This is a genomic window from Arthrobacter sp. TB 26 (genome assembly GCF_000427315.1).
Lineage (GTDB): Bacteria > Actinomycetota > Actinomycetes > Actinomycetales > Micrococcaceae > Arthrobacter.
Map to the genome: position 1 here is coordinate 1310 of NZ_AUPJ01000494.1, position 11778 is coordinate 13087.

General features: G+C 65.8%; 11 protein-coding genes, 1 tRNA gene and 1 pseudogene (1 of these 13 running past the window's edge). 2 read left to right on the forward strand and 11 right to left on the reverse strand.

All coding sequences use genetic code 11. From position 1 onward, the window contains the following. The 3 genes in view from K789_RS0119540 to K789_RS0119550 are tightly spaced (at most 13 nt apart) and all read right to left on the reverse strand, a layout consistent with a single transcriptional unit that may run on beyond the window. Window positions 1–278, reverse strand: partial view of a zinc-binding dehydrogenase gene (locus K789_RS0119540; RefSeq protein WP_024368227.1) — the beginning only. The gene continues 787 nt to the left of window position 1, outside the view; the window shows 278 of its 1065 coding nt (coding positions 1–278); the start codon lies at window positions 276–278; its stop codon lies beyond the left edge, outside the window. Then, entirely contained in the window at window positions 278–1048 is a 771-nt protein-coding gene (locus K789_RS0119545; RefSeq protein ID WP_024368228.1) for an SDR family oxidoreductase, read from the reverse strand. The genes K789_RS0119540 and K789_RS0119545 overlap by 1 nt, the downstream gene beginning before the upstream one ends. 13 nt (window positions 1049–1061) lie before the next feature. After that, the gene (locus K789_RS0119550) at window positions 1062–1991 is read right to left on the reverse strand and encodes an NAD(P)-dependent oxidoreductase (RefSeq protein ID WP_024368229.1); all 930 of its coding nucleotides are present in this window, start codon (window positions 1989–1991) and stop codon (window positions 1062–1064) included. Window positions 1992–2067: 76 nt separating this feature from the next. On the opposite strand from K789_RS0119550, the pseudogene K789_RS23620 reads away from it, so the two are divergent. Then, window positions 2068–3133: pseudogene (locus K789_RS23620) on the forward strand (D-2-hydroxyacid dehydrogenase). A 440-nt stretch (window positions 3134–3573) separates the two neighbouring features. On the opposite strand, the gene K789_RS0119560 reads toward K789_RS23620, so the two are convergent. From K789_RS0119560 to K789_RS0119595, 8 genes are all read right to left on the reverse strand, one after another. Next, complete coding sequence (locus K789_RS0119560; protein ID WP_024368230.1) at window positions 3574–4923, reverse strand: MFS transporter; 1350 nt, start codon at window positions 4921–4923, stop codon at window positions 3574–3576. A 168-nt stretch (window positions 4924–5091) separates the two neighbouring features. Beyond that, window positions 5092–5889 (reverse strand): IclR family transcriptional regulator, encoded by a 798-nt coding sequence (locus K789_RS0119565; protein ID WP_024368231.1) that lies wholly within the window; start codon window positions 5887–5889, stop codon window positions 5092–5094. A gap of 144 nt (window positions 5890–6033) precedes the next feature. Then, window positions 6034–6864 (reverse strand): fumarylacetoacetate hydrolase family protein, encoded by an 831-nt coding sequence (locus K789_RS0119570; protein WP_024368232.1) that lies wholly within the window; start codon window positions 6862–6864, stop codon window positions 6034–6036. 284 nt (window positions 6865–7148) lie between these two features. Further along, window positions 7149–7439, reverse strand: a complete 291-nt coding sequence (locus tag K789_RS0119575; protein WP_024368233.1) for a hypothetical protein — start codon at window positions 7437–7439, stop codon at window positions 7149–7151. Between the two features lie 93 nt (window positions 7440–7532). Continuing rightward, window positions 7533–7608, reverse strand: a tRNA-Val gene (locus tag K789_RS0119580). Window positions 7609–7708: 100 nt separating this feature from the next. Continuing rightward, window positions 7709–8602 carry an NAD-dependent protein deacetylase gene (locus K789_RS0119585; protein WP_029705403.1) on the reverse strand — a complete coding sequence of 298 codons (894 nt, stop codon included), beginning with the start codon at window positions 8600–8602 and terminating at the stop codon, window positions 7709–7711. A gap of 31 nt (window positions 8603–8633) precedes the next feature. Then, on the reverse strand, window positions 8634–9152 hold the full coding sequence (locus K789_RS0119590; RefSeq protein WP_024368235.1) for a redoxin domain-containing protein: 519 nt from the start codon (window positions 9150–9152) through the stop codon (window positions 8634–8636). Continuing rightward, a complete protein-coding gene (locus K789_RS0119595) occupies window positions 9149–9568 on the reverse strand; it encodes a DUF3052 domain-containing protein (RefSeq protein ID WP_024368236.1) in 420 nt (139 codons plus the stop codon). Before K789_RS0119595 ends, K789_RS0119590 begins: the two co-directional genes overlap by 4 nt. A gap of 397 nt (window positions 9569–9965) precedes the next feature. On the opposite strand from K789_RS0119595, the gene aceE reads away from it, so the two are divergent. Next, on the forward strand, window positions 9966–11778 hold a 1813-nt coding region (gene aceE / locus K789_RS0119605; RefSeq protein ID WP_192815794.1), incomplete at its 3' end, for a pyruvate dehydrogenase (acetyl-transferring), homodimeric type.

Sequence of the window (11778 nt, forward strand, 5' to 3'; positions counted from 1 at the left end):
CGCGTGCCGGCCGCGGGACCCGTGCCGTCCCCGGCTGCCACGAGGACAGTTCCCACGATTTCGTGCCCCAGGATCATCGGCGCCTTGAGGACAGACTCCCCCGCGGCACCGTGCAGCCAGTAGTGCAGGTCCGAGCCGCAGATGCCGCCGAAGGCGACTTCGACGACCGCCTCATCGGGCGCCGGCACGGCGACGGGAATGTCCTCGATCCGGAGATCGCCCGCTGCGTGGGCCACCACTGCGGCCGCCGTGGCGGGAAGTTCCGCTACGTGTCCCATCAGACCACCACCGTCATTCCGCCGTCGATGAAGATGGTCTGGCCGTTGACGAAATTCGAGCCGTCGGACGCGAGCCAGACCGCCGGGCCGGCGAGGTCCTGCACGGTCCCCCAGCGATGCGCCGGCGTCCGGCCCAGGATCCAGGCGTTGAACTGCTCATCGTCCACGAGATTCTGCGTCATTTCGGTGTGGATGTAGCCGGGTGCGATGCCGTTGATCTGCAGGCCGGATCCGGCCCACTCGGCCGTCATGGCCCGGGTCAGGTTGCGCAGTCCGCCCTTGGCAGCGATGTAGGGGGCGATCGTGGGCCGGGCGAGGTCCGTCTGGACGGAGCAGATGTTGATGATTTTTCCCCGCCCGCGCGGAATCATGTGCCGCGCTGCTTCACGGCCCACGAGGAAGGCGCTGGTCAGGTCCGTGGAGATCACCCGTTCCCAGTCCGCGACGTCCAGCTCCAGCATGGGGACCCGGTGCTGGATGCCGGCGTTGTTGACCAGGATTTCCAGCGGTCCGATGTTTTCTTCCACCCACGCGACGCCCCGGGCCGCCTCCGTGTCGCTGGTAACGTCGAAGGCGCAGCTGGAAATCCGCCCCGGCGGGTAGTCCGCGGCCATGGCGGTTTCTGCCGCCTTCAGCCGTTCGGTGTTGATGCCGTTGAGCACCACAGTGGCTCCGGCGTCGGCCAGTGCCCGGGCCAGCGCATTGCCGATCCCCCTGCTGGACCCGGTGACTAGTGCAGTCCGGCCTGTCAGGTCAAAAAGTCCACTCATGGTTCGCTGATCCTCACTTGGTGTTGACGGTCGTGGTGCCGCTGGGGCNCCCGCCGAGATGGGCGATCGCCTGCCGGACGACGGCAAGGTCCCGGTCTCCCAGACCCTGGCGCAGCAGTTCCGCATATAGTCCGACGCCGGCCTCCGCCATCGGCACGGCGGCACCGGCCGCGGACGCGCTCTCGAGTACGAAGGACAAGTCCTTGTGCATGAATTTGGCCGGTCCGGTGGGCTCGTAGTCCTTCGCTGCAAGCCGCGGGCCCACGATGTCCAGGACCCTGCTGCCGGCCAGGCCGCCCGCGAGCACGTCGTAAAGGGCAGAGACGTCCATGCCGGAGCGTTCGGCGAGTTCCGCGGCCTCGGCGAGCGCCGCCGTCGTGGTCCCCACGATGAGCTGGTTGCATGCCTTGGCGAGCGACCCGGACCCCAGGGGCCCCAGCCGCCGGACGGTGCTGCCCATGGCGCTCAAGAGCGGGAGGAGCCGCTGGAAGTCGTCTTCGCTTGCGCCGGCCATGATGGCCAGGGTCCCCTCCACTGCGCCTTTGGTGCCGCCGCTGACGGGAGCGTCGACGACGGCCGCGTTTCCGCCGCTCGCCCGCGACACCCGCGCCCCAAATTCCTTCACCGCGGCCGGCGAGACGCTGCTCATGACCACCACGGCGGTGCCGGCTGCGGGCGGGTTTGCGGACCAGCTGGCCAGGAGTCCCGCGGCCGCGTCCTCGATATCGGACAGATCCGGGAGCATAAAGATGATGACCGGGGTGTCGCGGAGCTCTTCCACCTCGGCCACACGTGCGCCGCCGAGGGAATCGAACCTCTCCAGCGCCGCGGGCGATCGGTTCCAGGCGCTGACCGCCCAGCCCGCTTTGAGGAGGTTTGCCGCCATCGGCGCCCCCATCAGGCCCAGGCCTACAAAGCCGGCTTCCTTCCGGTCCCTATCCATGCTGCCTCACTTCGTCGTGGCTAGTCTGTAGTGGCCAATCTTTGAAATCTGTTCAATATCCTAGCCTCCATTCAGTATGATGAACACTATGACGACTAAAACCACCGTCGCGATCGCCGTCCCGCTCGAAGCAGAGCTGGTGGAGCGCATCCGCGCAGTAGATCCCTCCGTTACCGTCCTCTACGAGCCGGAGCTGCTGCCTCCGGAACGCTTTCCCGCAGACCACTCGGGCGACCCGGACTTCCGCCGGACGCCTGAGCAGGAAGAGCGCTACTGGGACATGCTCAACAAGGCCCAAGTACTGTACGGCTTCCCCAACGAGAGCCCGGCGGGCCTCGCAAGGATCGCCGGCAGCAATGCCCGCCTGGAGTGGATCCACGCCATGGCGGCCNGGAGCCGGCGGTGCCGTGAAGGCTTCGGGGCTCGACGCCGGGACGCTGCAGAAGTTCAAGGTGACCACCTCCGCCGGTGTGCACGCCCTGCCGCTCGCCGAGTTCGCCGCCCTCGGAATCCTCAACGGCTTCAAGCGCAGCGCGGAACTGGCGCAGGACCAGGCGGCGAGGAACTGGCCCGAGCTCCGCACCCCCACGCGGCTGGTCAACGGCTCACACCTCGTGGTCACCGGGCTCGGGGAGATCGGCCTGGAGACTGCACGGATTGCCCGCGCGCTCGGCATGACCGTCAGCGGCACCAAGCGGACGATCGAGCCCCTCGAAGGCATCCTGGACGTCACGGACAACGACGGCCTCGCCGGGCTGCTGGCGACCGCGGACGCCGTCGTCAACACCCTTCCCGGGACGCCGTCCACCGAGAAGCTCTTCAGCCGCGAAGTCTTTGCGGCCATGAAGCCCGGCACGGTCTTTGTGAACGTGGGCCGCGGCACCGTTGTGGACGAGGAAGCGCTGCTGGAGGCGCTCGGGAATGGCCAGGTGTCCTACGCGTGCCTCGACGTGTTTGCCGTGGAGCCACTCCCGCAGGACAGCCCGCTGTGGAACCACCCCAAAGTGCTGGTGTCCCCGCACACCTCGGCCCTCAGCGCCGCCGAGAACCGGCTGATCGCCGAACGGTTCTGCAGCAACCTGCGGACCTACCTCGACGGCGGCGAACTCCCCCACGTTGTGGACACGGTCCACTTCTACTAGGTCCTGACCTCGACCGGGTCCCTGGCTAACGTGAGGTCCCGCTGGTCCTTTCTGTGGTCTTGGTTGCACCCACCGGGGCGGCCCTTCCGAAGACGGAGGGCCGCCCTTTTGTGTCGGTTCGTATGGCGTCGGTTCGTGTTGTGTCGTTTCGTGTTGTGTCGGTTCGTGGCAGGAGTGGCTGTGCGGGTTCCTTCGCGCCGCCCCGAGTTCTTCCCTGCGACGCGGCTCCCTCCCAGCGCGGCAACTCGGTTGCCGCGACGCGCCGCTTGCCTGACGCCGCAGTAGTCGCGCGTCATCAGGCATTTTCCGAGTCACCGGGCATTTGCCGCGTCGCCAGGCGTTTCGCGCCTCACCAGCAGCCCCGCAAAACGAGAAGCCGCGGCCCCTTCCTGAGCGGAAGGGGNCCGGCCCGGCTGAGACCGGGCAGCGCACGCGAAGGCTTAGCTGGCGTCCTCCGTCAGGAGGAGGTCGCGTCCCACAGTCTCGGGGGTGAAGAAGGTCGTGACGAACGAGATCAGGGCAAGCACCAGCGAGTAGATGGCGAGCACCAGCCATGAGTGGTCCGTAACAGCCAAGAGCGCCGCACCCACCAGCGGCACCAGCCCGCCTGCCATTACGGCAGAGAGCTCGCGGCTCATGGCCACGCCGGTGAACCGGTACCGCGAACCGAAGAGTTCGGGCAGAAGCGGGCACTGCGGGCCGAGCATGGACTGGACGCCGAGGGCAATGCCCACCACCATGACGATCCACACGAGCGTGACATTGCCCAGGGTCACCAGGTAGAACGCGGGCAGTGCGATGAGGGCCTGGAAGAGTGCACCGTAGCGGTAGACCGGAACCCGGCCGAACCGGTCCGACACCGCACCGAACGTCACGACCATCACGGCGGCGAAGCCGGCAGCAATGAGCAGGCCCACGGGTCCGATGAACTTGTCGCCGGGGAAGACGCCGTCCTTCGCCGCCAGGAAGGCGATCAGCAGGGCGGAATAGATGGAGGAGTTCCCGTTCTCTCCCATCCGCAGGCCAATCCCGATCAGGGTGTTCTTCTTGGAGTGCTTCCACAGCTGGCCGATGGGGTTCTTGGCCACGTTCTTGTGCTTCTCAAGTTCCTTGAAGACGGGCGTTTCCTTCAGCCGCAGCCGGATGAAGATGGCAACCGCAATCAGGAGCACGCTGGACAGGAACGGCACCCGCCACAACCAGCCCTCAAGGGTGGCCTTGTCCGCCATGGCGATCAACGCAAAGGTTCCGGCGCCGAGCAGTGTGCCCAGCTGGATGCCGACGAACGGGAGCGCAGCGAAGAAGCCCCGACGGCGGCGCGGTGCGACTTCGGAAATCAGCGTGGTGGCCCCTGCCTGCTCCGCGCCGGCGCCCAGACCCTGAAGGATGCGCAGAGTGACCAGGAGAACGGCGCCCACCATTCCCGCCTGTTCAAAGGTGGGCAGCAGGCCAATGGCGAAGCTTGCCGTACCCATCAGGCCGATAGTGAGGATGAGGACCATCTTGCGGCCGAACCTGTCGCCGATGTAGCCGAAGATCATTCCGCCGAAGGGCCTGGCCGCGAAACCGACGCCGTACGTGGCAAACGAGGCGATCAGGGCGCCGTCGTCGCCGAGCGGCTTGAAGAACAGCGGGCCGAAGATCAGGGCCGAAGCCAGGCCATAGATGTAGAAGTCGTAGTACTCCAGAGCCGAGCCCACGGAGCTGGCAAGAGTTGCCCTTCGCAGCTGATCCGGATCGACGACGGCGCCGTCAGCTTCAGCAAGCGGTGTATTGGTAGTAGTTGTCACAAGCACTCCCTCAAGAACACTCCAGACCCCCGTTGGCCTGGTGGGATATGAACAATCCCCGAAAGGGATGATCACCATGTTGAACAGCGTACAACATGGTGATCACCTAGCCAATGTGTAATCCGATTTATTTTCGGCGGAACCCTCGGCCGAACGACAGCGCCGGTCTTACCCCATGGGATTGCCGAGGGACCGGGCCAGTTCCTTGAGTTCTTTGACCATCAAGGCGCCCTGCTCGTCCGAGTAGGTGGCCTTCAGTGCGGTGACCGACAGGCCCAGGCTGGGCCCGTGCGCACCACGGGTCGGGACGGAAACGGCCAGGCAGACGACACCCGTGGTGGACTCCTCGTCTTCGAAGGCATAGCCCTGTTCCCGGATGACCTCGAGTTGGGCCTTGAGTTCGGCGCCGGTGCGCAGCGACTTGGGGGTCAGGACCGGAAGTTCAGCGTCGTCCGGGAACATCTCGGCAACATCGTGGTCATGCAGCCGTGCCAGCAGCGCCTTGCCGACGGCGCAGAGGGAGACCGGCATCTTATCGCCGATGTTGGACGTCAGGCGCACGGCTGGATGGCCCTCATAGCGGGCCAGGTAGATGACGTTGGTTCCATCCAGCATGGCGATGCGGACGGTTTCGCCGGAAAGCGTCGGAGCCTGCTCACAGAACCGGTAGAACTCCTGTACCTCGTCGAGGCGGCTGAGATAAGCCGCGCCAAGCTCGACCAATTTGCGCCCCAGGGTGAACTCGGCACCCTGGCGGTTTATGAGCCGGGCCTCTTCGAGCGCAAGCAGGAGGTTCGATGTGGAGGATTTCGGAATCCCCAGCTCCCGCGCGAGGTCACTCAGCGTGAGGCGTCCGGTCGCAGAAGCAGCCAGGGCCTCCAGCACGGCGGCGGCGCGGGTGACCGCCGGCGCCGGCGAGGCGCTTCCCAGTCCATCAGAGGTTCGGGGAACTCGGGAATCGGCCATGATTCTCCTTCAGGTATCGCGTGTGTGTCGCAGGCGCCGTTCGAACGACTGTTCATTCAGCTGAACAGTAACCATCATAATGTCTGGAGTCACCAATCTCCCACAGCGGGCGGCCCCCCAGCGCTGGCTTTGGCCGGCCTTGGGTCAGCCGACGGCTACGACCGGATTCGTGAGCTCCCCGATTCCTTCGACGCGGCAGGTGACAGTGTCGCCGGGGTGGATGCGTGCACACTCGGCGGGGAAGCCCGTGAGCACCAGGTCGCCGGGGTGAAGCGTCATGAAGGACGTCACGTAGACCAGGATCTCCGCCACGCCCCAGCCTAGATCAGCCGAGCTGGCCTCTTTTAGATCCGTGCCGTTGTGTGCGATCCCGATGGCGAGGTTGGCGCCGTCTAGTCCCGTGACGATCCACGGTCCCGCCGGAGTGAACGTGTCCTGGCTCTTGGCACTGATCCACAGCTCGTCCGTCTTCTGCAGGTCCCTGGCCGAGACGTCGTTTCCGATGGTGAAACCCAGGACCGCCGTCATTGCGTTGTCCAGCGTCAGTCCGCGCGCCCTGCGCCCGACGACGACCGTCAGTTCCGCCTCCGGGTCAACATGGCCCACGCCTGGCCCCAGTTCTATGGCGTCTCCCGGCCCCACCACACTGGTTGCTGCCTTGTGGAAGGCCTGGGGAGGCAAAGCCCGGCCCGCAGGCCCGGTGTTGTGGGCCATGCCCAGGACATTGGCCGGGGCGCTTGGCGCCAGGAACGTGAACGTGCTTTCGTCGACCGTGTCGCCGTTTTCCCAACCTGTGCGGGGGGCACTGCCGGCGTTCGCCAAGGAACCGGGGAACGGCGAGGCGACAACCGTCCACACCCGCCCTGCTTCACTGTCGAAGGCCTGGGCATCGTTGGCGACGAAGAAGCGCTCGGCCTCCGAGACAGGGGCAAGGGGGCGGACCCGGGCAATACGCCGGGCACTCGTGGCGTTCATGAAGACATCCTAGATGGCTGCCACGGACCGGTACGGAATGTGTCGGGCGCCGCACCGCCCGCAGTCGGCCCGCCGGGCCTCGGCTATGCCGTCGAATCGCCCTGAATTACGCCATCGAATAGGCATTCTTGCAGGTCAGAATCGACGCCGCCTGTTTCACATTTCCAAGTGTTCACGGTATATTCATAGCAAGCCTTCCACCGCGGCATCCCCCAATAGTCGCGGTGGAAGGCTTTTCCAATGCCTGCGGAACTTCCGGCGTTTCAGGCCCGCCGTGCCCGTTGCTAGGCCGCATCCGCTATGGCCTCCCGGAGGCGCCAGCCGCCACCCAGTCCGTCACGGATGATCTCCATCGTGGTGAGGGCGGATCCCGAGTTGCGGCCCAGCCTCGCCTGGATCTGCCAGACCTCGACGTCGACGCGGCTCAGTCCTTTGGGCATCCGGCGCTCCACCTCCCACCAGCTGACCCGCTCGAACCAGCGGACCGGCTCCGCGCCGACAATCCATTCGCGGCCGCCGCGGACCACCGCCAGGGGCCTGCCATCCGGGCCCGATTTCACCATGACGTGTTCCATGCCAGCCATGGTAGGCCGGGGCCCCGACAATATTCGCGGCGCACAAAAAACCCCGCCGTGCGGCCTTCAGGCCTGCACTGACGGGGTTTTGCTTGGTGGGTCCTACCGGGATCGAACCGATGACATCCACGGTGTAAACGTGGCGCTCTACCAGCTGAGCTAAAGACCCAAACCGCTGTTTTCACGCTTCCGCGCTTCAACCAACGAACAGTTACTGTACCGGATGAACCCGGCGGAGCGCCAATCGGACCAAAGCTCCGCCGCCCCGTTTACAGCGGGGGCAGTTCGGCAGCGAGCCAGGTAAGCGCTTCGCTGACACCGGCGTCGAGCTTGATGGTGGCGAGGTCATCGCCGCGGGTCTGGCCCCGGTTGATGATAACAACGGGCTTTCCGTGCTTGGCCGCGTGCCGGGCAAACCGCAGCCCGCTCATCACCGTCAGCGAGGAGCCGGCAACCAGGAGGGCAGCGGCCTCGTCCACCATGGCATAGGAGCGCTCGACCCGGTCCTTGGGCACGTTCTCGCCGAAGTAGACGAAGTCGGGTTTGAGTGTGCCGCCGCAGGCCGGGCAGTGGGCCACGACAAAACTCTCGATCAGGTCGGCGTCCTCGACCGTCGCGTCGGCGTCCGGGGCCATTTCGACCGCCCCGGCGGCCAGTGCCCGCTCCAGGAAGCCGGGGTTGAGCTCCGTCAGCACCCCCGCCAGCAGCGTTCGGCTGTAACGCCGGTGGCAGGCAAGGCAGACCACCTGGTCGAACCGGCCGTGCAGGTCCACCACGTTGACGCTGCCGGCGTCCTCATGGAGCCGGTCCACGTTCTGGGTGATGAGTCCCGTGAGAAGACCGCGGTGTTCCAGCCGGGCGACGGCGGTGTGGCCGTCATTGGGGTCGGCCCGGCGCAGATGGGACCAGCCGATGTGGTTGCGGGCCCAGTAGCGGCGCCGGTTGTCCGCTTCGCCGATGAATTCCTGGTACGTCATGGGGGCCCGGGGTGCGGCGCCCGGTCCGCGGTAATCGGGGATGCCGGAATCCGTGCTCAGCCCGGCACCCGTCAGCAGCGCGAAGCGCCCGCCCGCGAGGACGCGGTGGATTTCCTGCAGGACTTCAAGCTCGTCACGGGCCGGTTCGGCGGCGGGGACCGGGGGCAGGCTGGCAAATCCAGTCATGCCGATCCCGGGCCGCCGCGTCCGCACGGTCTCAGTTCCCGACGAGTCCCGCCAGGGCGGCGCGGTAGTCGGCGAAGTCCCGGGCCTGGCCGCGGGGGTTCACCACCACGTAGCGCATGATTCCGCTCGCGTCGATGATGAAGGTGCCGCGCTTGGCCATCCCGCTGTCGGGGTCAAAAACGCCGTACCGCTCGGCCACGGCCCCGTGCGGCCAGAAATCGGCCAGCAGGTCGAAGGAGTAGCCTTCCTTCTCCGCGTAGGCCCGCTGGGCGAACTTGCTGTCCACGGAGATGCCCAGGACGGTGGCGTCGGCGTCCTCGAACAGCGCCAGGTTGTCCCGGATTTCGCACAGCTCCCCCGTGCAGATGCCGGAGAAAGCGAACGGGAAGAACACGAGGACGACGTTGCGGCCGCGAAGTTCCGCGAGCCTTACGGGTTCGCCGAACTGGTTCAGCAGCTCGAAGTCCGGGGCTGCCTCGCCGACGGCGGGCACGTCCCGCGCGTCACGTCGCTGTTCCTCAATGGTGCCAACCGCTCCGGTTTGGGTCACTTGTTCTTCCGTGTGACCAGACGGGTGGCGCTCCAGTCCTTGGAGACGCCTGCGGAGGTGGTGTAGTGCAGACCTGCGGTGGGGGCGGCATCCTGGATGTCGGCCGGTGAAACGTAGCCCACGCGGCCGGACTTCGGGGTCAGCACCCAGACAACGCCGCCCTCGGTCAGGGTGGTCCGCGAGCCGACCAGCGTGTCCACCAGGTCGCCGTCGTCGGACCGCCACCAAAGAATCACGGAATCGACGACTTCGTGATCGTCCTCATCAAAGAGTTCCGAGCCGGTGAGATCTTCGATGTCGTCGCGCAAATCGAAGTCGACATCATCGTCATAACCGAATTCCTGAATCAGGTCCCCGGTTTTGAAACCCAGTTTTTCCGCCACATTTACCGAAGTGGCGGCGTCGGCCTCGCTCACGTGTTGCTCCTATGCTTGGTGTTTTCAATAGCTCTAGTGATTTCCATTACTCCAAGCCAACACCCTTTGCGCCTGCGCTTCAAGCTGTTGGCCCCGCGATCCGCCATATTCTGCGTCACACACGGGGTTCCGGGCGCCGCCAGGCGGCACGTCGTCACACAACCAGTATGCCGGTCAAATACGACCGGGACCCCATGCGACAGCTACGCATCCGCGAGCCGTCACAGCTAGAGTGGCTGATGACGACTACGCCCGCGAGGGCGGACGCCCCGCTGACGAAGGCGGGCATAGTTGTGATTGGACCTTGCCCGGCGCACATGACCGGGCAGTTGTAACCGATATGTCGCACACGTCGCGTTCACGCCAGGCAGTTACCCTGCCGGAGCTGAGGGCGCCGATGAATGCGCTCAAAGAGAGGTTGGACGTGGCTGCAGGAGAAGAGACCTCCCATATCCTCAGCGGGTTGACTAACCAGCTGCCTGATCGTGATCCGGAAGAGACCGCCGAATGGCTGGAGTCCCTGGACACGCTGATTCAGGAACAGGGCACCGAGCGTGCCCAGTACATAATGCGCAGCCTGCTCCAGCGGGCCGGCGCTCAGAGTGTGGGTGTACCGATGGTCACCACCACGGACTACGTCAACACGATCCCGGTGGACCAGGAAGCACCGTTCCCCGGCGACGAGGAGATTGAGCGGAAGTACCGGGCCTGGCTGCGCTGGAATGCCGCGGTCATGGTGCACCGGGCGCAGCGGGCCGATATCGGCGTCGGCGGTCACATCTCCACCTACGCCGGTGCCGCGACGCTCTACGAGGTCGGTTTCAACCACTTCTTCCGCGGCAAGGACCACTCCGGCGGCGGCGACCAGGTCTTCTTCCAGGGTCACGCCTCCCCCGGCATGTACGCCCGGGCCTTTATGGAAGGCCGGCTCTCCGAGGAGGACCTGGACGGGTTTCGGCAGGAGAAGTCCAAGGAGGGCCATGCGCTGTCCTCCTATCCGCACCCGCGGCTGATGCCGGAGTTCTGGGAATTCCCCACGGTTTCGATGGGCATCGGGCCGATGAACGCGATCTACCAGGCACAGTCCAACCGCTACCTGCACAACCGCGGCATCAAGGACACGTCCGACCAGCAGGTCTGGGCGTTCCTGGGCGACGGCGAAATGGACGAGCCCGAGTCCCGCGGCCTGCTCCAGCTCGCCGCGAACGACAAGCTGGACAACCTCAACTTCGTGATCAACTGCAACCTCCAGCGCCTCGACGGACCCGTCCGCGGCAACGGCAAGATCATGCAGGAACTTGAGGCGTTCTTCCGCGGCGCGGGCTGGAACGTCATCAAGGTCGTCTGGGGCCGGGAATGGGATGACCTGCTGGCCAAGGACGAGGACGGCTCACTCGTTAAGATCATGAACGAAACCGTCGACGGCGACTACCAGACCTACAAGGCCGAGTCCGGCGCGTTCGTCCGCGAGCACTTCTTCGGGCAGACCCCGCAGACCAAGGAAATGGTCCAGGACCTCACCGACGACCAGATCTGGAACCTCAAGCGCGGCGGCCACGACTACAACAAGGTCTACGCCGCATACAAGGCCGCGACCGAGTTCAAGGGCAAGCCGACGGTCATCCTCGCCCACACCGTCAAGGGCTACGGCCTGGGCACCCACTTCGAGGGCCGCAACGCGACGCACCAGATGAAGAAGCTCACCCTCGCGGACCTGAAAGCCTTCCGCGACCACCTGCGCATCCCCATCACGGATGACCAGCTCGAAGCGGACCTCTACCGCCCCCCGTATTACCACCCGGGCATGGACTCCCCCGAGATCCAGTACCTCATGGAGCGCCGCCGCGCCCTGGGCGGATTCGTCCCCGAACGCCGCGCCAAGCACAGTGAGGTCACCCTCCCGGAGGAGAAGGTCTACGAAGTCGCCAACCGCGGCTCCGGCAAGCAGCTGGCCGCCACCACCATGGCCTTCGTCCGCCTGCTCAAGGACCTCATGCGGGACAAGGAGTTCGGCCAGCGGATCGTTCCGATCATCCCGGACGAGGCCCGCACGTTCGGCATGGACGCGTTCTTCCCGACGGCCAAGATCTACAACCCGAACGGCCAGAACTACCTGTCCGTGGACCGCGAGCTCGTCCTGGCGTACAAGGAGTCCATCTCCGGCCAGATCGTGCACGCCGGCATCAACGAGGCCGGCTCGGTGGCGGCCT

Bases quoted from the DNA above. Each gene is read 5' to 3' on its own strand.
- K789_RS0119570 (WP_024368232.1), bottom strand. From the start codon at position 6,864: ATGAACGCCACGAGTGCCCGGCGTATTGCCCGGGTCCGCCCCCTTGCC.
- K789_RS0119565 (WP_024368231.1), bottom strand. From the start codon at position 5,889: ATGGCCGATTCCCGAGTTCCCCGAACCTCTGATGGACTGGGAAGCGCC.
- K789_RS0119545 (WP_024368228.1), bottom strand. From the start codon at position 1,048: ATGAGTGGACTTTTTGACCTGACAGGCCGGACTGCACTAGTCACCGGG.
- K789_RS0119575 (WP_024368233.1), bottom strand. From the start codon at position 7,439: ATGGAACACGTCATGGTGAAATCGGGCCCGGATGGCAGGCCCCTGGCG.
- K789_RS0119585 (WP_029705403.1), bottom strand. From the start codon at position 8,602: ATGACTGGATTTGCCAGCCTGCCCCCGGTCCCCGCCGCCGAACCGGCC.